Origin of the sequence: Clostridium sp. BL-8, from assembly GCF_002006495.1 — a bacterium.
Classification (GTDB): domain Bacteria; phylum Bacillota; class Clostridia; order Clostridiales; family Clostridiaceae; genus Clostridium.
This window is the reverse complement of record NZ_LZZL01000019.1, coordinates 51,354-73,636: the sequence shown is the minus strand read 5'-3', so window position 1 is coordinate 73,636 and position 22,283 is coordinate 51,354. Positions and strand designations below refer to the sequence as shown.

Genomic DNA, 22,283 nt, shown 5'->3' with positions numbered 1-22,283 from the left:
ATGATTTATGAATATCCAAAGGAGTTTGTGGTTCCTGTAGTTTATGCTGATGATTTAAGAGATAAACCAATCTATAGAGATTGGGAAGTTGAGTATATCCAATTAGGTGGATTAGGGTCGGAGCTGGAATTACATCAAGATGAAGGATTTATATTAAACGATTATGAAAATAATACTTATGAAAATAATGAAAAGAAATTTTATGAATTTAACATGGACTTGTTACAAGAGCCATATAAAGAAAATATGCTCAGTCATAGCATAGGAGAAGATAATCCAGATGGAAATCATGTGAAAGAAATACTTAAAGATATAGATAATGAATATGCTAAAAGCGAGACTTCAAGAAAATAATTTATAGTCGATAATTAAAAAATATGAAATATTAACTTATAAAAATAGTAATTTAGTAGAAATTTATAGAGGACCAGTTATGAAATTTGAGGATTTAGCAAAGAAACATTATCAAGATATTGATAACTTAAGTGCATTATTAAAAAATTATGTAGATGTTTATAGGTTATTAATTGCAGGGGCAGCAGAGCTATATAGTGTAAATCTAGCAAGTAAGGGTGAAGTTAAAAGTGCATTAGAAAGAGCTGAACAGGTTGGTGAATTAATAGATAAACTAGTAGGTACGTTAAGTAAGTGTGAAGGCTCATATTTAAAGTATTGTAAGCTTCAAAATGATTATATCATGACAAGCACAGAGAAAGATAAGATATTTACTGAAATAGATAATGAACTAAAATTCCAAAATTCTGAAAGAGAAGATTAGAAAATGAAAATGAAGTTAAAAAACTCTGTCTTAGATTGAGAGACAGAGTTTTTTTATAAGAAAAAATTACTTCGTTCATTACAATCTTCAATTCAACTAAAATTTCTTTAATTTAATCTTACTTACCATTAAATATGAACCAAGAGTCATTAAAAGAACAACAAGATAAGGTGAAGGCATCATATTTAAGTTAATCATAATTAATGAAAAAAGAGCCATGAAACACCCAACTATTGTTATAGGTACGCCAGTAAAGGCACCATCAAAATTAGTAGTGTTAAATCTAGCTAATCTATATGCACCACAGATTGGAAATAATAATAAAATTACAAATCCCACTAATCCTCTTGGGTGTAAAGTATAAAGATTAAAATATATAAATACTAGTATAGATGGCGCTACTCCGAAAGAAACCAAATCAGCCAAAGAGTCTAACTCTTTACCTAATTCACTAGAAACATTTAAAAAACGAGCTATCCTTCCATCATATCTATCTACCAATCCTGCTAATAGTATGAATGCACCTGCTATCGCATATTTTTCACTCATTACTGATAATATAGATATAATTCCGCAAGATAAATTAATAAAGGTAAATACATTAGGAATACAACTTTTCCTCATAAAATCACTCCTAAAATTATAAAAAATACTTACAAAGAATTATTATAGCATATAAATCAAAATAATATAAGGCATAAATGAATTTTTAGTTTTATTAATGGTTATAGTATGTACATGAAATATGGAAAATGATATAATAAAAGTTATGGCATGGTGAATGCGAAAAGTAATTAGTTAAAAATTTAATGGACAAATAAGTTTTAGAAATCTAGTTTTAGATAAGATTATTTTATTTATATAGAAAACTTTTTATAAATTGATTTTATATGACGCTGGAATTATAAAGAAAAAGATTTATTGGAGGCAGGTTAATTTATGAAAAAGGTAAGATTCATATACAACCCATACTCAGGAGAAAGTAGTATAAGAAATGAATTAGATACTGTAATAAATTTGCATCAGGAAGCTGGTTTAACAATTGTTCCGTATAGAATTCAAAAAGGAAGAGATTTATCTGAAGCACTAGATATAGTAGATCATACATATAGCTATATTTTAGTGGCTGGTGGAGATGGAACTGTAGATTCTGTTGTAAATGCTATGAAGAATAAAGATATAAATGTACCTATAGGAATATTACCAGTTGGAACTGCAAATGATTTTGGAAAGTTTATAAATATGCCAAATGATGTTAAAGAGGCATGCAGGCAGATATTGGATTCAAAGCCAGTGGCTGTTGATGTTGGTAAGATAAATGATAAGTATTTTATTAATGTAGCGAGTTCAGGACTTTTTACTGATATATCTCAAAAAATAGATACTAACTTGAAAAATACAATGGGAAAAGTAGCGTATTACTTAAAGGGAATTGAGGAAATCCCTAATTTTAGAAAGTTAAAAGTAAAAATATCTTCTAAAGAATGCAGTTATGATGGAGAAATGTATTTACTCTTGGTCTTTAATGGTAAGAGTGCTGGAAATCTTAACTTAGCGACAGAGGCAGAAATTACAGATGGTAAGTTAGATGTAATAGTATTTAAAGCTGTACAATTAATAGAGATTTTACCATTACTAATAAAACTCTTGAGAGGAGAACATTTAGATTCAGATAAAGTTGTATATTTTAGGACTGATGATGTATATATCGAATCTTCAGAAGATATTGTTACAGACATAGATGGAGAAAGAGGACCAGATTTCCCATTAAGAATTCAATGTATTAAAGGTGGAATTAAACTTTTAGGTATAAAATAATATATTCAATAATAAATATAAGTAACAGGAATATGGATTGGAGCGTAGTTTGTGAACTTTGCATATTATTTATTTTTGTTACTTATAATTTTTTTATCTATTTCTACAATAAGAAAAAATTTAGAAGTTTCACCAAAGAAAATAAAGATATATTTAACCTTGGTAATTACATTATTTTTATTAAGACATATAGCGTTATTCCTTTTATGCATACTTAAAAATAGTACTATAATATACTACTTAAAACCAATAATATTTTTAGACCATTTATCAATTCCTCTTATAGTTTTAGCCATAACTTACGTTTATTTAAGAGCAGAAAAATTGGGCTTTGGTGGTAGTTATATTATTGCAGCAATTGCAACTGCTATCTATGGTTTTATAATACACATTTCTAAAGTGGCAGTTCAAGTAAGTTATTCGTATGGATTCATATTAGAGATAGATAAAAGTATAATTCTATTTTTATTTTCACTAATTTTGCTTGGGATACTTCTAGTTTTGAATGTGATATTATTAGATAAACCTTTTGTAAATAGAAAAGGAATATGTTTTATAATCATAGCAATTTCAATAGTAATGTTAGAAAATATCATTATTTTAGGTGGAATTAAACTTTTCCCATATTCAGTCGTAGGAGATATGGTATTTTTAGTCATCTTAAATTTTGTTCTAAATGGCTTTAAAGTTTCTTTAAAAAAATGATGAGTGCGAAAAACATTAATATTATCTTTTATTACTGGATTAAAAAAACAGATGGCATTATAAGAGTGGAAGTTAATCTAAAATCTTATAATGCCATTTGTTGTAATGTGTTATGGAATTACTGATTAATAAGTTAAAGAATATTTATTAATCAGTAATTTTATTAATGAACTCTTTTTTTTACATTATCACTTTTGCGAGAGGAATTCTTTGCATTTTTGTGAGCTGCATTAGAGGTACTTTTTAGTTTGGAAATATCTTTTTGATTTTTATCATTAAGAGATTTTTTATTAGAAGTTCCATTACTAGTTCTATTTGTATTACTAGATGATTTGCCGGTATTCTTATTTTTACCTTGATATCCAAGCTTTCCAGGCTCAAAACCAATTAAACAATTTTTACCGTTTCCAATTAAATCCTCTCTGTGAGCCTTAATTAAAGCTTTTTTTACTTTTTGATAGTTCTTTGGTACAGCAAATTGTATTAGTGCTCTCTGCATTTCTTTTTCTTCTGGAGTTTTAGGAATATAAACTTCCTCACCAGTTATAGGATTAAAACCGGTATAATACATTGTAGTTGATAAGCTGCCTGGTGTTGGATAAAAATCTTGCACTTGCTCTGGGGTATATCCCATTTCTTTAATATATAAGGCAAGATCTATAGCAGCACTTAAATCAGAACCTGGATGGGAAGACATTAAATAAGGAACTAAAAATTGTTTTTTATCTAGTTTCTTGTTTATTTGAAAATATTTATTAACAAACTTATCATAAACTTCTCGTGTTGGTTTTCCCATTTGATTTAAAACTTTAGGAACAACATGTTCAGGAGCAACTTTTAATTGACCACTGATGTGATGTTCACATAATTCATTAAAGAATGCATCATTTTTATCATGAATTAGGTAATCATATCTAATTCCGGAACGGATGAATACTTTTTTGATGCCAGGAAGTTTTCTTACTTTCTTTAGTAAAGAAAGATATTCAGTATGATCTATTATTAAATTTTTACAAGGCGCTGGAAACATGCATTGTTTATTTTTGCAGGTACCATGCTCTATTTGTTTTTTACATGCTCTATGCCTAAAGTTTGCTGTAGGACCGCCTATATCGTGAATATATCCTTTAAAATCAGGTAAAGTCGTTAAGAGTTTTGCTTCATCAATTATTGACTCCTGTCCTCTATTTTGAATAACTCGTCCTTGATGGAAAGTTAATGCACAAAATGAACACGAACCAAAACAACCTCTATGGCTTGTTATAGAAAATTTCACTTCTTGTATTGCAGGGATTCCACCTTTTTCTTCATATACTGGATGATATGTCCTTGTATATGGTAAGTCATAAATTAAATCCATTTCTTCTTGAGTTAAGTTTTCTTGAGGTGGATTTTGAACTAAGTATCTATCACCGTGTTTCTGAATTAAAGTTCTTCCGTTTATTGAGTCTTGCTCATAATACTCTGATTTATAAGCTTCTCCATAAGCTTTTTTATCAGTTGATACATCTTCAAAAGATTGAACTATAACAGCATTTTTAATATTTGATATATCTTTAGTAAGATAGCAGGTTCCACGCACAGTTGTGATATTTTTGATATCTGCACCATATCTTAATAAATCTGCTATTTGAATTACGGTTTTTTCACCCATACCATACATTAATAAATCAGCTTTTGAATCTACAAGAATGCTGCGTCGTACCTTATTATCCCAATAATCATAATGAGCAAAACGTCTAAGACTTGCCTCTATTCCACCAATTGCGATAGCAGCATCTTTATAGGCTTCCTGTATTCTATTACAATAAACTATAAGTGCTCTATCTGGTCTATGTCCAGCTTCACCGCCTGGAGAATATAGATCTTCATGTCTTGTTCTCTTAGCAGCAGTATAGTGATTAACCATGGAATCTATATTACCTGAATTAACTAAGAAACCGTACTTAGGTTTACCAAGTTTCTTAAAGTCTTCACAGTCATGCCAATTTGGCTGTGCAATAATACCTACAGTAAAGCCCTGAGCTTCAAGGGTTCTACCTATAATTGCAGTACCAAAGGAAGGGTGATCAACATAAGCATCACCAGAAACAATAATAAAATCTAGCTGTTCAATTTTTCTTTTTTCTAAGTCCTCTTTACTAATAGGCAAAAATTCCTTGCAAAGTTTCATATATTATTAACTCCAATTCTTTAAATTATTCAAAAATTATTATTTTATTACTAAAGTATATTAACATAACGCTAATTAGTTTACAAATATAGATGGTATGATAAGAAATAGTTAATTATTTTAATGTTAGAAATAGATGAAAATAATAAAAATATAAAAAATACATTTTACAAAAAAATAACATAGATATATACCATTTTAATGACAAAAACTTGTTGCCTTTTCACTGCTATGTAATATAATAAGTAAGGATACAACTATATTTTATATAGAAAAGATAAAATTTATTACTTTTTTAAGGGATGTGAAAAAGATGGAGGATGGACCTCAGAATATAAACTGCGATACGACAAAAACTAAATATGTTCAGAAGGAAAATCTTTTATCTATGTGTGATTTCTTTATATTAGTTATGAATAATTAATGTAAATTCCTCATAAAGATTTTTCTTCTAAGTGAGATAGGAGGAAATAGTTATGCTGGAATTACCTATTTTTCTATATACAAGTATTCTAGGCAAGAATGTTTATGATGAATTTGGTGATGTTTTAGGCACATTAAAAGATGTTTATGTAACAACCGAAGAAGGATATCCTAGAGTAATTGGTTATAAACTAAAGAAAAGTGGAATTACATTTCATTATGAATTTAGATATATAGAGTTTGCCAATAAAGATGGTAAATTTAAAATTAAAACCAGGGGAAGCAAGGAAATACTTCCAATGAGGTATAGTTATCTTCTATCAGAAAATTTATTGGATAAAAAGATAGTAGATATCAATGGAAAACAAGTAGTTAGAGTAAACGACTTAAGAATTGCAAAAATTGCAGGTGAATATAGAGTCATTGGAGTTGAAACAGGAACATTAGCTAGATATAGAAGACTTAAAATCGCAGGAGTTATGAAATTTTTCTATAAGCTAATGAGAAAAAAATTAGAAGATAAAGTATTACGATGGGATGATGTTGAATCTTTAGAAATGGTAGATAATAATCTGAAATTAGCTGTACCATATAAAAAGTTGTCAACTTTACATCCAGCAGATCTTGCAGATATATTAGAGAACTTGGATACAAACTCAAGAAAACAAGTATTAGAGTCTTTAGATGAGGATTTAGCAGCGGATACGCTAGAAGAAATAGATTCAGAATATAAAGGGACTATTATTAAGGAATTGTCTGATAGTAAGACAGTTGAAGTATTGGAAAATATGCCTAATGATGAAATTGCTGATTTATTAGATGATTTGGATGAGGAAGAAAGAGAAAAAATATTAGTTAACTTAGAGAAAGAAGATGCAGATGAAGTTAAAGAACTTTTACAATATGAAGATGAGACAGTTGGAAGTATTATGAGTAAAGAGTTCATATCTGTAAATTTAAATATAACAGTCGGAGATACTATTGAAATATTAAAAGAAATGAAGCCAGATGAAGATGTTATTTATTATATTTATATAACTGATGAAAATGAGCATATACAAGGTGTAATTCCTCTAAGAGATTTAATCATAAATGATACTGATGCAAAGCTAAGAGAAATAATGGACGAAACAGTATCTAGAGTAAGACACGATGATGAAATAGGCAAAGTTATAGAGATAGCAGCAAAGTACGATTTAAATTCTGTTCCAGTAGTAGATGAAGAAGAGAAACTAGTAGGGATAGTAATCATACATGATTTAATAGATGAATTTTTATATCCACTTTGGAAAAAGAAATATTAACAAAATCAACACTTTTTATTTTAGCAATTTAATAAAAAGTGTTGACCTTTTTTTGCGTATAGAATATAATAATGATATAAACCCTATCAAAACAGTAAGAATTAAAAACTTAGAAAAAGGAAAGTAACATAAATGAAGTTTACAGAGAGAAGAGGAAGCTGAGAACTTTTCATCAAGATCTTATGTGAAGTGCCCTTTGGAGTTGAAGTCTGAATATATGTATAAAAATGATATAATTATTATAATAGCATACTTTATGAAATTGTATATGGGTATGTTTGAATGTGTGTCATTTTTACATCTTTTAGTAAGGTTCTCCGGGTTCACCCGTTATAGTGATATGGCATTTTATAGTGCCTTAAGTTGAGAGGGATTAATAAATCCAATTAGAGTGGAACCGCGAATTTACTTCGTCTCTATAGTATTATATAGAGGATGAAGTTTTTTTATTATATAAAGAACAATTGAAGAAATATTAATACTAAAAGTATTAATAGGAGATATTAAAAATTAAGCAGAAGTTTGAGGAGGAAAATAGTAATATGATTTATAATCGAGGATTAGAGTTAATAGGAAATACACCGATTTTAAAGGTAAATAACTTGATTAAGGATGAAAATATTGCAGACATATATGTTAAACTTGAAAAATTTAATCCAGGTGGAAGTGTTAAAGATAGAGCAGCTCTTGGAATGATTGAGAAAGCGGAGAGAGAAGGAATATTAAAGCCGGGATCAACAATAGTAGAGCCAACAAGTGGAAATACAGGAATAGCGTTAGCACTTATTGGTAAGTTAAAAGGTTATAAGGTTACCATAGTAATGCCAGAAACAATGAGTAAAGAAAGAAGAGATTTAATTAAGGCATATGGTGCAAATCTTATATTAACCGAAGGTGCTAAGGGGATGAAAGGTGCTATAGAAAAAGCATTAGAAATAGGAGGTGGAGATGGATTTTTTATCCCACAGCAATTTGAAAATATAGCAAATCCAGAAAAGCACTATGAAACAACAGCAGAAGAAATATATAAAGATATCCCAGACTTAGATGCTTTTGTAGCAGGAGTAGGAAGCGGTGGAACTATAATAGGTGTATCTAAGAATTTAAAGAAGAAGATTTCAAAGGTTAAAGCAATTGCAGTTGAACCAGCTAGTTCACCAGTTTTAAGTGGAGGAAACCCAGGTGGACATAAAATTCAGGGAATAGGTGCAGGATTTGTTCCAAGTATCTATGAAAAAGAGTATGTAGATGAAGTATTATCAGTAAAAGACGAAGATGCATTTAAAACAGCAAAAGCATTTGTTGAAGAAGAGGGTATATTAGTTGGAATTTCTTCAGGGGCAGCAATATATGCAGCTATAGAAGTTGCTAAAAAACTTGGAAAAGGCAAAAAAGTATTAGCTATTGCTCCTGATGGTGGAGAAAAGTATATATCAATGGGCTTATTTGATTAGCAGTTAAAAAATTATAATATGCACTTATAGAGAGGCTATAATATGATTTTATGAAAATTTTTGTAATTTCATATTATTGCTTTAATTGATAATATTCTACTGAAAACTATAGAAAGGGAGAAGGAATAAGCTGTGTTTAAAAGATTAAATTATGATTTAGAAAGAGTTTTAAATGAAGATCCAGCAGCTAAAAGTAAAATAGAAGTATTAGTATTATATCCATGTATCCATGCATTAATATCTTATAGAATAGCACATTTTCTTTATATGAAAAAAAGATTTTTCATGGCTAGGTTAATTTCACAATTATCTAGATTTTTCACTGGTATAGAAATTCATCCAGGAGCTAAAATAGGAAAAGGATTATTTATAGATCATGGAATGGGTGTAGTAATTGGTGAAACTACTGAGATCGGAGATAATGTAACTCTTTATCATGGAGTAACTCTAGGCGGAACAGGTAAAGATAAAGGAAAAAGGCATCCAACCATTGAAGATGATGTATTAATAGGAACAGGAGCTAAGGTACTTGGACCTATTATTGTAGGAAAGGGAGCTAAAATAGGAGCTAATGCGGTTGTAGTAAAAAATGTTCCAGCAAAGGCAACTGCAGTTGGAAGTCCGGCAAAAAACATTGTGAGAGCTCCGGCAACTGCAACTATAATAGAAATAAGTGATATAAAAGGACGTAAAAAGAAAATATTTAATGAAATGGTCATATAAGACGAGAGTATTCAAGGTATAAGGAAGTATTACTAATATTAAATGATAGATATTCAGTGGAGAAAAAAGAGATTTACAAAGAAATAAGAATTAAAGCCTTTAATTATAAAAAAGTTAGGGATCTTTAAGTAATAGCTTAAAGATCCTTAATATTTTTATGAAAGAAATTATAGATAAACAAATCAAAAACTTGATTTATTACTTATAATTTCTAGATTATACTTACTCATAGTTATAACTTATAACTTTTAACTAATAATTGATTAATGGTTTTATCTGTTGCAAGTTATAAGTTTGGTTTATATGTTGGATATCTATAACAACCTAAGGATTTGCATACATATATGAAAGAATATATAATGTATAAGGAGATTAGACCAAGTATTAATTTTACGTATTGGTTAAATATGTAAAATGATATATAATATATAGAAAAGTATGTATATAAGAAAGGTTGGGGAAAAATGTTATCACCAATTACGATAAAGATTATAAGAATGTTACCAGAAAGGTTGATTATAAAAATAGCAAGGAAAATAGTTAACAACTATATAAGACAAAATGCTAATATAACAATTAATGGGCTAGAGAATATAGATAAAGTTAAAGGACCTAAAATATTCGTATGCAATCATTTAAGTAATTCAGATGGATTGGTTTTATCGAAAGTATTAAAAGAAAACGGTGATCCATATTTTGTAATGGGGAAAAAATTATCCAATAATCAAATAACTCAATTAGGAACTAAAATAGTAAAGAATATTCCGATTATGCCTAATACAGCTGATAAAGAAGCTATTACTAAAGTAGTTAAGACCTTAAAAGGTGGAAGTAATGTTTTGATATTTCCAGAGGGGACTAGAAGTAGAACCGGTGCTATGATTGAGGGAAAGAAAGGTGTCTTGATGTTTGCAAGAATGTCAAAGGCGGAAATAATTCCAATTGGTATGTCCGGAACGGATATATTATTGCCTATAAGTGAGCAAGGGGATATGGGATCAGAGAAATGGCAGCATGCGGATGTTACAATAAATATAGGAGAAAAAATTACATTTCCAAATAAAGAAAAAGATGAAGATAAGCATGAATATGATGAAAGATGTATGGACATTCTAATGAGAAGTATAGCAAATCTTTTACCTGAGAGATATAGAGGAATTTATAGATAAGGAGATTAGAAGCATTGAAAGCAAGGACAAAAAAAATTGTAGATATTCTGAAGGAAACATATCCAGATGCAAAATGTGAATTAAATTATGAGACACCACTTCAATTACTTATAGCTACAATATTGTCTGCTCAAACAACAGATAAAAAAGTAAATGAAGTGACCAAGGATTTATTTAGAGATTATCCAGATTTAGATGCATTCCTAACTTTAACAAATGAAGAGCTGGAAAGAAGGATAAAGCAAATAGGACTATACAGAAATAAATCTAAAAACTTAATTCTTATGTTCAATCAGCTTAAGGAAAAGTTTAATGGAGAGGTTCCAAGAACTATGGAAGAAATAACTTCCCTAGCAGGAGCAGGCAGAAAGACTGCTAACGTTGTTTTATCGAATGCTTTTAATGTACCATCTATAGCTGTGGATACCCATGTGTTTAGGGTATCTAATAGATTAGATCTTGCATGTTCAGAAAATGTTTTAGAAGTTGAAAAGCAATTGCAAAGTGAATTACCCAAAAAGGAATGGACATTAATGCATCATTTATTAATTTTTCATGGAAGAAGATGCTGCATTGCAAGAAATCCTAAATGCGGAGAATGTCCTTTAAATCATTTATGTAACTATAAAGGCAAAGAAAAGAGAAATGAACCACGGTCAAAGTAATTTGCAGACTTAGTGGTTCTTTTAATGTTGTAGTAAATTTATTAAAATATACATAGTAGAAGAATTAAAACTAATTATGAAGTTAAATCAATAAATATTTGGAGGAAAATATGAAAATTGGAGTTATAATGGGTGGTATATCATCAGAAAGAGAAATATCCTTAAAAAGTGGAAATTCTATAATTGAAAATATAGATAAGAAAAAATATGAAGTGATCCCAATTGTGATAGATAAAAAAGAAGATATAGTTAGTAAGACTAAAGGAATAGATTTTGCGCTTCTAGCATTGCATGGTCAATTTGGCGAAGATGGAACTGTTCAAGCAGTACTTCAAACATTAGGAATACCGTACTCTGGCTGTGGACCTTTAAGCAGTGCTATGTGTATGGATAAGGATGTAAGCAAGTCCATTTTAATGGCTGCTGGAATTAGAACTGCACCTTGGATAAATTTAAGAAAAAATGATGCCATAGATTTTAATGAAATAAGAGAATTAGGATATCCTGTAGTAGTTAAGCCAACTCATGGAGGCTCAAGTGTAGCAACTTTTATCGTAAAGGAAGAAAAAGAAATTAAAGACTGTGTTGAAGAGGCCTTTAAGTGGGACAGTGAAGTTATGATAGAAAAGTTTATAAAAGGAGATGAAATAACTTGTCCTGTATATGGAGATAAGATGCTGCCAGTAATTGCAATAAAGCCAAACGCGGAATTCTTTGATTTTACATCAAAGTATCAAGATGGTGGAGCAGAAGAAGTAGTAGTAGAGTTAGAAGAAGAGCTGCATAAAGAAGTAGAAAAAATGGCATTAGCAACTTATAAGGCATTAAAATGTGAAGTATATGCTAGAGTTGATATGATAGTTACTGAGCAAGGAATACCGTATATTCTAGAAGTAAATACACTTCCAGGTATGACTAAGAATAGTTTGATTCCTAAAAGCGCAGCAGCAATAGATATTGATTTTTCGAAATTAATAGATATGATAATAGAAGATTCTATGAAGATAAGCAGATAAACAAATTTTTGTCTAGAATTATGTAATAACTAACCGAAAGGACAGGTACTCTGTTATTTCGGTTACTTAAGATTCAGGTATATAAAAATTACTAATATAAAATATATAGAAAATCACCAAATTACAATGGTAAATAAGTAATTTGGTGATTTGTTTTTTATTGGTATCTATATAAATTAAGTTGAACGTTATTAAATCGTCACCTTTTATTTGTTTATATTATTATTTTTCTTCTTACAATCTTTGCAGACACCTTTCATAATCAAATCATGATTTGTTAAAGTGAAACCTGTTTCATTCTCAACCATTTCCTCTATTTGAAGCATAGGACATGGAATTTCAACTTCTTTATGACAAATATCACATTCCAAATAGTGTCTATGGGTCTTTCCTTTGAGTTTATATGAAAATACTCCATCATTAAGGGTTATTTTTTCGATAATTTCTTTTTCTTCAAATAATTCTAATGTTCTATAAACTGTACTTAAATTAATATTTATATTGTTATTTCTATAAATTTGATATATTTTTTCAGCAGATAAACTCTTTTCAGAACTTTTCAATATGTTCAGGATTTCTATCCTTCCTTTAGTGAGCTTAATTCCTTTTTCTTTTAGAATTTCTTTTGATTCCATTTTTATATCCCCTAACAGCTAAATATTAATTATATTATATCACATATAAAATAGGTATATAAAAAAATGTCAACTTAAATGTGGAAAATTTTTAGGCACTTGTATCTTAGAAAATTATCATTTTAAATCCGAAAAATATAAGCACTATACCGGCAAAGAAATTTGCATATTTTGTTACAAATTTTATCTTTTTTACGTATCTGCAGATAAAAAAACCTAAGGTGCAAATGCACAATGTAATTAATCCAATTAAAATTGAATTAATAAAAAGTAATAAGTTTCCTGTGATTAAACGGAAAGCAGTAAATCCAATTACCAAGGCATCTATACTAACGGATATTCCAAGTAAAATGCATGTACTGTTTTTTATTAAAATTTCATTTTCCTTCTCTTTAAAACCATCAATTAGGATTAGAATCCCGATAACTCCTATGATTATTCCACCTGCAATTGATGGAATATTAGTAATATAAGTATCAAACAAATATCCTAATGTTCCTCCTAGATATGTAAATAAAAATTGAAAAAATGCAAAAGATAATAAAAACTTTAGTTTATGCTTTCTGTTAACTATCGGATTTATCCCAATGCTTAAGGTTATACCAAAAGCATCCATAGCCAATGCAATGCCTATTATTATTACACCATATAAATTCATTTTATCTTCCCCTTAAAATACTATTTACTCTATAATAATTAAAATCATTTTAATATATGCGAAAAAAATAAAAAAAGTCTTTATTTAATCTCTTTTTTATTGTATATTAATAAATAGTGTATTACTATAAAACAAATAGTATATCATATTTGCTGATTTTAGCATCACAAATAAGGAGGAAATTTCATGTCAAATTGTATAATAGCCCAATCAGGAGGACCAACAGCAGTAATAAATTCAAGTGTAGCAGGGCTGTTGAATGCTAATAAAAAATTTGGGAATTTTGAAAAAGTATATGGTGGCTTAAATGGTATTGAGGGTATATTAAATAAAAATATAATTGATTTGTCGTCAGTATCTGATGAAGAAATAAATAATTTTAGATTTACACCATCTTCTGGACTAGGATCTTGTAGATATAAATTAAAAGACTTAGAGTCATGCAGTTCAGAATATGAGAAATTAATAGAGATTCTTAAAGAATATAATATAACAGCATTTTTTTATGTTGGTGGAAATGATTCTATGGATACTATTGCTAAACTTTCAAAGTATTCAAAATTAAATAACCTTGGAATAACATTCATTGGTATTCCTAAAACAATTGATAATGATTTAATGTTTATTGATCATACTCCTGGTTTTGGTAGTGCAGCAAAATTTATTGGAACTACTGCGATGGAAACATATTTAGATGCATCTGTATATATTAATAATGGAATATTCATTTTAGAAACTATGGGAAGAGACACAGGATGGCTTGCAGCATCAGCTTGCATTGCAAAAGTAGATGGAAAACCAGTAGCAGATTTTATTTATCTGCCTGAAGCTGCTTTTGATAAGATTAAGTTTATATCAGATGTTAGAAAAAGATTTGATGAGCAAAATAAAGTTTACATAATAGTATCAGAAGGAATAAGAGATGAAAGTGGTAAATTCGTTTCTGAATTTGAATGTGTATCTCAGGATAATTTTGGACATGCTCAATTAGGTGGTGTTTCAGAATATTTAAGAAAGCTAATCCTTGATGCTGGCATCACAACAAGAGTAAAGGCGCTTGAACTAGGAATTCTTCAACGTTGTGCTATGCACTGTGCTTCTGATACTGACTTAACAGAAGCATATAATGTTGGAGAAATGGCACTTAAGTACGCAGCTCAGGGTGAAAGTGGAAAAATGGTCACTATTACTAGAGAAAGTAATAAGCCTTACAAGGTTACATATTCATTAGTTGATGCTGATAAAATTGCAAATAACGTAAAGTATTTTCCAGTAGAATGGATTAATAAAGAAGGTAATTTTGTAACAGAAGAAGCAAATACATATTTTGAACCTCTTATAAAGGATCTTCCTAGTTTGAATTATGAAGGTAATCTTCCAAAATATAAGGTGTTTAACCAATAAAAAAGCTACAATAGAATAATTACAAATGACAAGAGACAAGTTAAGGATGAAGCTCAAGCTATGAGCTTTTCTTTCTTAACTTGTCATTTGTCATTTTTAACATAATGATATTTAGTGCTTTCTATTTGAGTTTCCCGAGGCTGATATCTTCTAATACATTTAAGAATACATCTACTTCTTCAATAGAATTATAGAGTGCGAAGCTTACTCTTATCATCCCAAGCATTTTTTTATTAGGATTCTCAATAAATTCTTTAGCTTCAGCTTCACTTACATTCATAAGTCTTCTACAGTAAGGATGGGCGCAGAACCATCCATGGCGCACAGAAATACCTTTTTGTTTAGCTAATATATCTGCAACATCATGATGATACATGTTTTCTAAATTGAAGGTTATAATTCCAAGCCTGTCGCTTATATTTATGGTGTCTCCGTACGTTGTTACTTTGGGTATTGTATTTAAACCTTGTATAGTATGCGTTAAGAGAAGGTGCTCATGTTTTTCGATATAATCAAATCCAATAGTATTTATAGTCTTCAGCGAATTGATTAAGCCCATTACTCCCAAAAAGTTTGGTGTTCCAGCCTCATTTTTTTCAGGTGGAAGAAGAAATTTAACATCATTATCAAGTACTAATTCAACTGTTCCCCCGCCTGAATAATCCGGATCAACATCTATAAAATCTTCTTTCAATCCTATTATTACCCCTACTCCAAATGGAGCATAAATTTTGTGAGCTGAAAACACTAAAAAGTCAATTTGTTCATCATCACCATCATTAATATTAACTCTTGTGTGAGGTATAAGTTGCGCGCCATCCACAATTAGTTTAGCACCATATTTATGAACTAATTTTGCTATAAAATGAATATTGTTAACATAACCTGTTACATTGGAAGCTCCAGTAAGAGAGACGTATTTAACTCTACCGTTATTTGCCCTAAGTTTATCTTCTAATTCCTCAATTTTAAGCCTGCCATATTGATCAACTTCAATATAATCTACTTTACCTCGTTTTCTCCAAGGCAAATCATTTGAATGGTGTTCCATTCTTGAAGTTAAAATTATTTCATCTGGATCTTTTATTAAGGTTTTTGCTAATTTATTTATCCCTTCAGTTGTATTACTAACATAAATAACTACATATTTATCTTTATTCTTTATATTGAAAAAATTCATTAAGAAGTCTTTGGAGTCTTTGTATAAATCAGTAGTAATTTCTGCTTTCTGGCCTGTTCCTCGACCTATGGAAGCATAGGTATTACTTAAATTTTCTATATATTCAATACTTGACTTAATAGGTGGAGTTGTAGCTGCATTATCAAAATTTATTCCTCTTATATAATGTCCATTTGCAGCACAAACTTTTTCATTTAATCCAATAAATAAGTCTTTGAGTTTTTTTGTATCCTTTACCTTCATATGCATCTCCTCCAATATATAGTATTCCTATGACATATTTATTGTTCACTTAATAGAAAAGTAAAATTCATATCTTTTCTATGAAATTTAGTACTATATATATATTTATGATGCATATTATTAATAGTAATCATATTAATAGGAGGTAATATTAATGAAACCTGATGAGAAATATATGGCAGAGTCTCGAGCAAATTTGGATGATAATGATATTAAATTTGTTCCACCAGAATTTATGGATAGAAATCTGTATGATAAAGTTTCTTTGAATTTTGATGATGATAGTAATTTGGATTTATTTCCTTCTGAAACAGGACTTCCAGAATTATGCTATCATTCTGATGATTCCAGTGATTATTCTATGAATAGATATATTAACGTAGCTAACAATACAATACCTACTACATTTGATATTTTAAGAAATCTTGATCTTGATTTAGATGAAACAGAAGATTTAGAAAGGTCTAGTTCTAATAGTGATATAAGCAAAATATATTCAAAAATTGAGAAAAAACATCCAGGGATATTTGCTACTCTTTATTCATATCGAATTCCACGTCCAATAGTAAGAGTGATTATTAAAAGATTGATAAAATCAACATTAATGTATTCTAATAAAGATGATAAATGTTAAGGAACATAAAAATAAATAACAAGTCCAAAGATGACATGAATAGTTTTCAGAAGGCAAGGAGGTAAAATGCCATTATAGTGAGCCTATTATGGCTTTTTACCATAAGTTATTAAACTTCTATCATTGCTAAGATCTTTTTAAATAAAAGCGGTTTTATACTTTCAATGTCAACGGGTTCCTTTAGTATAATAGTTGTAAAACATACACTTCCAACTAATTCAAAAATCATGAACAAGGTCATTTCAGCATCCTCTTTATTCATTCCTTCATTAGTAAGGTTATTAATAAAAAGATCTAGTACTTTCTTTACCTCATTGTATGCCTCTGGTTTCATTATAGCCTTCCTGTATAATCCCCAGGAAATATTTTTATTTATTAGCCTTAATAAAGATTCATTATTTTTCAAATAATTTATTATATGTTCTATAAAAAATAATGTTCTTTCTCTATAGTCTTCACTTCCTAAAGCGTTTGTTTTAGCTAAAGCTTCTTTTATTATTTCATTGCTTTTTTGAAGAATCAGTTTATTTAAAATATCATGTTTATCATTAAAATATAAATAAAAGGTTCCTTTTGCAACCCCAGCATTTTTAGCAATATCATCAATAGAGGTTTTTTCAAAGCCTTTTTTAAAAAATAGATTATATGCGGCTAAAAGTAATTCTTTTTCCTTTAATTGTTTTTTTCTTTCGGTAAAGCTACTGCCACCATCTTTCACAGCCATATCTTGCCTCCAAGTAATGTTTCTATAATAGATATTTAACTTTAAATTTAGAATTATGTGATTTTTAGTATATATACAAAAAAAAAAGCTTAAATAGAATATAGGTTGTTGAATAATTAATATTTACAAATAATTGCTTAAGAAAATATTCCTTATTTTTCTGTTATCATAGTTACTCCCACCAATGCTTTATTTCTGCAATGCTAACATCCCATACCTTTGCATTTCCCGTAACTATAATTTTAACATCTTTTATTTCCGAGTCAAAAAACGTCTCTAATTTCATCATATGGCTATCTTTGTCTTGATCAGTGAACTGAGCAAACTTTTCCCCATTAATCATAATCGTAACGGAACCCTTGTATTCTTCTCCGTCGGGAATACCATAATTGGCATAGAGCCATAGATTTTTCTTGCCTAAATTAAATAAATACTCCTTACTTATTCCATCCGCACCGCTATACAAATTAAATTTTGGCTGTACTGTCTCGCCTTCCACCGTAAAAGTTTGAAAACTATTAGTTATTGGCATGGTTGTACTCGCTTCATTTAATGCTTGAACAGGTCCTATTCTTTCATTCACATGTACACCATAATCGATTGTTTCAGAAACAATCATAACTCCAATGATAAGCATAAGAATAGATACTGCTGAAGCAACAAGTTTTTTTAAGGTAATCTCAGAAGAAAATCCTACTCTATATCCTACAAATCCCATGATCGCACCTAATGTATTAGATATAATATCCATAGTGTCAAATGTACCCATAAAGGTAACGGATTGTAATACCTCTAAAAAAGAAATCACTAATATGAACAATGCTATAAACTTTCTAAAACGTATACGATACAATAATGGAATTACTATTCCAAAAGGGATAAAAGCAGCAATGTTTCCAAAATCGTATAACCATGACATCGTTAGTTCCGGAAACCTTAGTGGAATCCCTTCAGGCATAAGCATAAATGTATACTGATTATAATTGATTCTTTGGTCTAGTCGGCTAAACCCAAAGAACATGAAATACAGTACTAAAATTGTATATAATATCGTTCCTATAAGAATAAATCTATGTAATTTGCCATTCATAACCTCGGAATTATCCATCAATACTTCATTACCCTTTGAAATTTTTTCTTGTTCATTTTTTATTCTTAGATCTCCTTTCATCTTCAAAAATCACATCAGAATCAATAGTAACTTGATTTAACTCAAAATAAAACTTAATGTTCTTTTAAAGGATTCCTGCAGCATTATATTGGCAACTCGTTAATCAGAACATCATTCTATGAATAACATTTTCCATATCTTCTCCATCCAGTGACTTAACATATGCTCAAGGAATAATTGGTTCCTTCTTCTGAAAAACTCTTAAGGAATACAATTTCTAATGATTGTATAAATATTTTCCAATGGTGGAAAAACCTTAGCTACTTCTGTTTTAAAATACTCATATATTTTTTACAAATTCTGTTTATTCAATAACCTAAAAATAAATAATTATTCTATATAAGTCAAGTTTATAAGCGTTTATCTCTACTATTATAGAATAAATTAAAAAATAATCCAAACTTTAAATTGGTGATGAAGTTAATTTAGGAATTTCTAAAAAATATTTATAATTTCGGTAAGTTACAACATAACTCTAGCACCAAAGTTGTTTGTTATCTACAAAGGTCTAAATTGCTATAAGAAATATAAAATAGTATAATTAGTAAAGAAAATCTAACGGAGCGATAATGTTTTTGATTTTCAGCTAAGCTACTGGAGGATGAAAAATGATTGTTTTAAGTTGTAAAAATATAAGTAAAAGTTATGGAATAGATACCATATTAAAGGATGTAACCTTTTCTATTAATGAAGGGGATAAGGTTGGGATAATAGGTTCAAATGGTGAGGGAAAAACCACTTTATTTAAAATACTTTCAAAAGAATTATCCCAAGATGATGGCGAGGTTTTTGTAGATAAAAATAAGTCACTAGGATATCTTGCGCAACATTTAGCATTGGATTCAAGTAATACAATTTATGATGAAATGTTGCTTGTTTTTGAAGATCTTCAAAGATTAGAAAAAAAGATAGAAGATTTAGAATTAAAAATGAACGAACCATATGATGAAAAAAATGCTTCTTATCATGAAAAAATTATTAAAGACTATGGAGTAGCACAAGATCTTTATGAAAATAGAGGAGGATATACTTATAAAGGTGAGATATCTCGTGTAATAAAAGGTCTTGGATTCAATGAAGGAGACTTTGGAAAGTCAATTTCAAACTTAAGTGGAGGGCAAAAGACTAGGGTTGCTCTTTGTAAACTGCTACTTTTAAATCCTGACATATTATTACTTGATGAGCCTACAAATCATCTGGATTTAGAGGCAATAGAATGGCTTGAAGAATATTTAAAAACCTATAAGGGGACTGTAATAGTAATTTCGCATGATAGATTTTTCCTAGACTCTGTCACAACATCAACATTCCAAGTTATAAATGGCCATGTGAATTGTTATAGTGCACCATATACTAAAGCATTAGAGCTAATGAAAAAAGATTATGATGCTAAACTAAAGGCGTATAATCTGCAACAGTCAGAAATCAAGAGGCAGGAAGCAATAATAGAAAAGTTTAGATCATTTAATAGAGAGAAAAGTATAAAAGCTGCTGAAAGTAGGGAAAAAGCACTTGATAAAATGGAACTTATAGATGCTCCAGATAAGGAAAAGTCAGCATCAAAAATTAAATTTGAGGCATCTGTTAAGAGCGGGTATGATGTACTTCATATTGAAAATTTAGCTAAAAGCTTTGGTGATAAAAAATTATTCTCAGATTTATCACTTGATTTAAAAAGAGGAGAGAAGATTGCATTAATTGGTGAAAATGGACGTGGAAAAACTACGCTCTTTAAGATTATAATGGATAAAATTGAGAGTGATTCTGGAATTAAAGTACTAGGTGCAAATGTGAATGTTGGATATTATGATCAGGAGCAGTCAAACCTTAATATTAATAATACTGTATTAAGTGAAGTGTGGGATGATTTTCCGGAATTTACAACAAGTGAAATTAGAGGCTTTTTAGGATCATTTCTTTTTAGAGGTGATGATGTCTTCAAAGAAATAAGTAAGCTCAGCGGTGGAGAAAGATGCAGAATAAATCTCTTAAAACTAATGCTATCTAAATCTAACCTGCTTCTTTTAGATGAACCTACAAATCATCTAGACATTCCATCAAGAGAGGCTTTAGAAGAAGCAATATTAAGTTATGATGGTACATTAATTGTAATTTCACATGACAGATATTTTTTGAATAAGGTGATTCATAGAATATTAGAATTAGAAGAGAAGGGAGTTAATGAATATCTAGGAAATTATAGCTATTATACTGAAAAAAAGAAAAATCCCCAAAGGTTTGAAGCTTATGAGAGTCTGGCTTCAGGAAAAACAAAAACTCAATTGAATGAAGAAAAGAAAAAGAAAAAGGCTTTAGAGAAAGAAGCAAAGGCTAAACAAAATGAAATTATGGCAATAGAAGCAAATATAACGGCCAATGAGGAAGCTCTAGAAAAGCTACAAGAGGAGCTTTGTAAGGAAGAAATTTACTCTAATCCAGTTGAAAGTGAAAGAGTCAATAAAGAAATTAAGGTTTTTCAAGAAACCATTGAAAGTCTTTATGAAAAATGGGAAGAACTTTCACAAGAATAATATATATAACAATAAAGAATATCTTACGAGATATTCTTTATTGTTATATGAAAGTATATTTTAGAAAATATTAAGAACTATTGATAATTTTCTTAAGGTCTTTAAGTTAAAATAAAATTAGAATATGATTTAAATATAGAATTTTAGAATAGGAGATGAAGCTTTTGGAAAAGGGAACTATTTTAATAGTTGATGATGAGAAGGAAATTAGAGATTTAGTTGATATATATCTTAAAAGTGATGGATACAACACTATAAAGGCATGCGATGGAGTTGAGGCTATTAATTTACTTAAGGAGAATGATATAGATCTAATAATATTAGATGTTATGATGCCAAATTTAAATGGAATAGAAGCTTGCTTGAAAATTAGAGAGATGAAGGAAATGCCTATAATAATGTTGTCTGCAAAAAGTGAGGATATTGACAAGATATTAGGTCTTAATATGGGCGCTGATGATTACTTAACAAAACCATTTAATCCACTAGAGCTTATTGCAAGAGTAAAATCGCAGCTTAGGAGATTTTATAAATTTGGTAATAAGGTAATGTCAGCAGAGAATGATGAAAATGTAATACAAATAGATGAACTTAGTATAAACTTGGAAACTCATGAGGTATCTTTAGGAGATAACATGATAAAACTCACACCTACTGAATTTGATATTTTATCATTGCTTGCGAAAAGCCGAGGAAAAGTGTTTTCTATAGAAAATATTTATGAAAGTGTTTGGAACCAGGAATTTATGACATCAGATAATACTGTTATGGTTCATATAAGAAAGATAAGAGAAAAGATAGAGGAAGATCCTAGAAACCCTAGATTTATAAAAACTGTTTGGGGGGTAGGCTATAAGATTGAAAAGTAGTAAATC

General features: G+C 29.3%; 21 protein-coding genes. 14 read left to right on the top strand and 7 right to left on the bottom strand.

What is annotated here, in order from left to right:
* Together CLOBL_RS08815 and CLOBL_RS08810 are read left to right on the top strand one after the other, a co-directional pair.
* Window positions 1-354: a hypothetical protein gene (locus CLOBL_RS08815; protein WP_077858675.1), complete on the top strand. Its 354-nt coding sequence runs from the start codon at window positions 1-3 to the stop codon at window positions 352-354.
* Window positions 355-433: 79 nt separating this feature from the next.
* The gene (locus CLOBL_RS08810; protein ID WP_009172522.1) at window positions 434-778 is read left to right on the top strand and encodes a hypothetical protein; all 345 of its coding nucleotides are present in this window, start codon (window positions 434-436) and stop codon (window positions 776-778) included.
* A gap of 96 nt (window positions 779-874) precedes the next feature.
* Here the strand turns inward: CLOBL_RS08810 and pssA are convergent, their stop codons facing one another.
* The gene (pssA, locus tag CLOBL_RS08805; protein ID WP_009172521.1) at window positions 875-1,402 is read right to left on the bottom strand and encodes a CDP-diacylglycerol--serine O-phosphatidyltransferase; all 528 of its coding nucleotides are present in this window, start codon (window positions 1,400-1,402) and stop codon (window positions 875-877) included.
* 315 nt (window positions 1,403-1,717) lie between these two features.
* Here pssA and CLOBL_RS08800 point away from each other — a divergent pair, with 315 nt between their 5' ends.
* Window positions 1,718-2,596 carry a YegS/Rv2252/BmrU family lipid kinase gene (locus tag CLOBL_RS08800; RefSeq protein WP_077858674.1) on the top strand — a complete coding sequence of 293 codons (879 nt, stop codon included), beginning with the start codon at window positions 1,718-1,720 and terminating at the stop codon, window positions 2,594-2,596.
* 51 nt (window positions 2,597-2,647) lie between these two features.
* The gene (locus tag CLOBL_RS08795; RefSeq protein ID WP_009172519.1) at window positions 2,648-3,301 is read left to right on the top strand and encodes a hypothetical protein; all 654 of its coding nucleotides are present in this window, start codon (window positions 2,648-2,650) and stop codon (window positions 3,299-3,301) included.
* A gap of 163 nt (window positions 3,302-3,464) precedes the next feature.
* On the opposite strand, the gene CLOBL_RS08790 is transcribed toward CLOBL_RS08795, so the two are convergent.
* Window positions 3,465-5,474, bottom strand: a complete 2,010-nt coding sequence (locus tag CLOBL_RS08790; protein ID WP_077858673.1) for a YgiQ family radical SAM protein — start codon at window positions 5,472-5,474, stop codon at window positions 3,465-3,467.
* 476 nt (window positions 5,475-5,950) lie between these two features.
* Between CLOBL_RS08790 and CLOBL_RS08785 the strand changes: the two genes are divergently transcribed.
* The 6 genes from CLOBL_RS08785 to CLOBL_RS08760 all read left to right on the top strand — a co-directional run bounded on the left by CLOBL_RS08785 (window position 5,951) and on the right by CLOBL_RS08760 (window position 12,228).
* A complete protein-coding gene (locus CLOBL_RS08785) occupies window positions 5,951-7,201 on the top strand; it encodes a CBS domain-containing protein (protein WP_009172516.1) in 1,251 nt (416 codons plus the stop codon).
* A gap of 542 nt (window positions 7,202-7,743) precedes the next feature.
* Window positions 7,744-8,655, top strand: a complete 912-nt coding sequence (gene cysK, locus CLOBL_RS08780; RefSeq protein WP_009172515.1) for a cysteine synthase A — start codon at window positions 7,744-7,746, stop codon at window positions 8,653-8,655.
* A gap of 132 nt (window positions 8,656-8,787) precedes the next feature.
* Window positions 8,788-9,378 carry a serine O-acetyltransferase EpsC gene (gene epsC, locus CLOBL_RS08775; RefSeq protein WP_077858672.1) on the top strand — a complete coding sequence of 197 codons (591 nt, stop codon included), beginning with the start codon at window positions 8,788-8,790 and terminating at the stop codon, window positions 9,376-9,378.
* Between the two features lie 464 nt (window positions 9,379-9,842).
* A complete protein-coding gene (locus CLOBL_RS08770; RefSeq protein WP_077858671.1) occupies window positions 9,843-10,547 on the top strand; it encodes a lysophospholipid acyltransferase family protein in 705 nt (234 codons plus the stop codon).
* Between the two features lie 14 nt (window positions 10,548-10,561).
* Window positions 10,562-11,212, top strand: coding sequence for an endonuclease III (gene nth / locus CLOBL_RS08765; RefSeq protein WP_077858670.1), 651 nt, complete (start codon window positions 10,562-10,564; stop codon window positions 11,210-11,212).
* Between the two features lie 110 nt (window positions 11,213-11,322).
* Window positions 11,323-12,228, top strand: coding sequence for a D-alanine--D-alanine ligase (locus CLOBL_RS08760; protein WP_077858669.1), 906 nt, complete (start codon window positions 11,323-11,325; stop codon window positions 12,226-12,228).
* Window positions 12,229-12,434: 206 nt separating this feature from the next.
* Here CLOBL_RS08760 and CLOBL_RS08755 read toward each other — a convergent pair whose 3' ends face one another.
* Entirely contained in the window at window positions 12,435-12,863 is a 429-nt protein-coding gene (locus CLOBL_RS08755) for a Fur family transcriptional regulator (RefSeq protein WP_077858668.1), read from the bottom strand.
* A gap of 106 nt (window positions 12,864-12,969) precedes the next feature.
* Window positions 12,970-13,521, bottom strand: coding sequence for a manganese efflux pump (locus tag CLOBL_RS08750; RefSeq protein WP_009172509.1), 552 nt, complete (start codon window positions 13,519-13,521; stop codon window positions 12,970-12,972).
* A 186-nt stretch (window positions 13,522-13,707) separates the two neighbouring features.
* Here CLOBL_RS08750 and CLOBL_RS08745 point away from each other — a divergent pair, with 186 nt between their 5' ends.
* Entirely contained in the window at window positions 13,708-14,925 is a 1,218-nt protein-coding gene (locus CLOBL_RS08745; protein WP_077858667.1) for a 6-phosphofructokinase, read from the top strand.
* Window positions 14,926-15,046: 121 nt separating this feature from the next.
* Here CLOBL_RS08745 and CLOBL_RS08740 read toward each other — a convergent pair whose 3' ends face one another.
* The gene (locus CLOBL_RS08740; protein WP_077858666.1) at window positions 15,047-16,348 is read right to left on the bottom strand and encodes an aminotransferase class V-fold PLP-dependent enzyme; all 1,302 of its coding nucleotides are present in this window, start codon (window positions 16,346-16,348) and stop codon (window positions 15,047-15,049) included.
* A 154-nt stretch (window positions 16,349-16,502) separates the two neighbouring features.
* Between CLOBL_RS08740 and CLOBL_RS08735 the strand changes: the two genes are divergently transcribed.
* Window positions 16,503-16,982: a hypothetical protein gene (locus CLOBL_RS08735; RefSeq protein ID WP_077858665.1), complete on the top strand. Its 480-nt coding sequence runs from the start codon at window positions 16,503-16,505 to the stop codon at window positions 16,980-16,982.
* Between the two features lie 109 nt (window positions 16,983-17,091).
* On the opposite strand, the gene CLOBL_RS08730 is transcribed toward CLOBL_RS08735, so the two are convergent.
* Together CLOBL_RS08730 and CLOBL_RS08725 are read right to left on the bottom strand one after the other, a co-directional pair.
* Entirely contained in the window at window positions 17,092-17,706 is a 615-nt protein-coding gene (locus tag CLOBL_RS08730) for a TetR/AcrR family transcriptional regulator (RefSeq protein WP_077858664.1), read from the bottom strand.
* 172 nt (window positions 17,707-17,878) lie between these two features.
* On the bottom strand, window positions 17,879-18,877 hold the full coding sequence (locus tag CLOBL_RS08725; RefSeq protein WP_242953804.1) for a VanZ family protein: 999 nt from the start codon (window positions 18,875-18,877) through the stop codon (window positions 17,879-17,881).
* 608 nt (window positions 18,878-19,485) lie between these two features.
* On the opposite strand from CLOBL_RS08725, the gene CLOBL_RS08720 reads away from it, so the two are divergent.
* Both CLOBL_RS08720 and CLOBL_RS08715 read left to right on the top strand, forming a co-directional pair.
* On the top strand, window positions 19,486-21,408 hold the full coding sequence (locus CLOBL_RS08720; protein ID WP_077858663.1) for an ABC-F family ATP-binding cassette domain-containing protein: 1,923 nt from the start codon (window positions 19,486-19,488) through the stop codon (window positions 21,406-21,408).
* 155 nt (window positions 21,409-21,563) lie between these two features.
* The gene (locus CLOBL_RS08715) at window positions 21,564-22,277 is read left to right on the top strand and encodes a response regulator transcription factor (RefSeq protein WP_179117710.1); all 714 of its coding nucleotides are present in this window, start codon (window positions 21,564-21,566) and stop codon (window positions 22,275-22,277) included.
* Window positions 22,278-22,283: the final 6 nt, after the last annotated feature.

Excerpts from the sequence above, each read along its gene's own strand:
- CLOBL_RS08740 (WP_077858666.1), bottom strand. The coding sequence starts at position 16,348 with ATGAAGGTAAAGGATACAAAAAAACTCAAAGACTTATTTATTGGATTA.
- CLOBL_RS08720 (WP_077858663.1), top strand. The coding sequence starts at position 19,486 with ATGATTGTTTTAAGTTGTAAAAATATAAGTAAAAGTTATGGAATAGAT.
- CLOBL_RS08750 (WP_009172509.1), bottom strand. The coding sequence starts at position 13,521 with ATGAATTTATATGGTGTAATAATAATAGGCATTGCATTGGCTATGGAT.
- CLOBL_RS08800 (WP_077858674.1), top strand. The coding sequence starts at position 1,718 with ATGAAAAAGGTAAGATTCATATACAACCCATACTCAGGAGAAAGTAGT.
- CLOBL_RS08810 (WP_009172522.1), top strand. The coding sequence starts at position 434 with ATGAAATTTGAGGATTTAGCAAAGAAACATTATCAAGATATTGATAAC.
- CLOBL_RS08815 (WP_077858675.1), top strand. The coding sequence starts at position 1 with ATGATTTATGAATATCCAAAGGAGTTTGTGGTTCCTGTAGTTTATGCT.
- CLOBL_RS08745 (WP_077858667.1), top strand. The coding sequence starts at position 13,708 with ATGTCAAATTGTATAATAGCCCAATCAGGAGGACCAACAGCAGTAATA.
- CLOBL_RS08735 (WP_077858665.1), top strand. The coding sequence starts at position 16,503 with ATGAAACCTGATGAGAAATATATGGCAGAGTCTCGAGCAAATTTGGAT.
- pssA (WP_009172521.1), bottom strand. The coding sequence starts at position 1,402 with ATGAGGAAAAGTTGTATTCCTAATGTATTTACCTTTATTAATTTATCT.
- CLOBL_RS08785 (WP_009172516.1), top strand. The coding sequence starts at position 5,951 with ATGCTGGAATTACCTATTTTTCTATATACAAGTATTCTAGGCAAGAAT.
- CLOBL_RS08730 (WP_077858664.1), bottom strand. The coding sequence starts at position 17,706 with ATGGCTGTGAAAGATGGTGGCAGTAGCTTTACCGAAAGAAAAAAACAA.
- cysK (WP_009172515.1), top strand. The coding sequence starts at position 7,744 with ATGATTTATAATCGAGGATTAGAGTTAATAGGAAATACACCGATTTTA.
- CLOBL_RS08755 (WP_077858668.1), bottom strand. The coding sequence starts at position 12,863 with ATGGAATCAAAAGAAATTCTAAAAGAAAAAGGAATTAAGCTCACTAAA.
- CLOBL_RS08770 (WP_077858671.1), top strand. The coding sequence starts at position 9,843 with ATGTTATCACCAATTACGATAAAGATTATAAGAATGTTACCAGAAAGG.
- CLOBL_RS08725 (WP_242953804.1), bottom strand. The coding sequence starts at position 18,877 with ATGAAAGGAGATCTAAGAATAAAAAATGAACAAGAAAAAATTTCAAAG.
- CLOBL_RS08760 (WP_077858669.1), top strand. The coding sequence starts at position 11,323 with ATGAAAATTGGAGTTATAATGGGTGGTATATCATCAGAAAGAGAAATA.
- CLOBL_RS08715 (WP_179117710.1), top strand. The coding sequence starts at position 21,564 with ATGAAGCTTTTGGAAAAGGGAACTATTTTAATAGTTGATGATGAGAAG.
- CLOBL_RS08790 (WP_077858673.1), bottom strand. The coding sequence starts at position 5,474 with ATGAAACTTTGCAAGGAATTTTTGCCTATTAGTAAAGAGGACTTAGAA.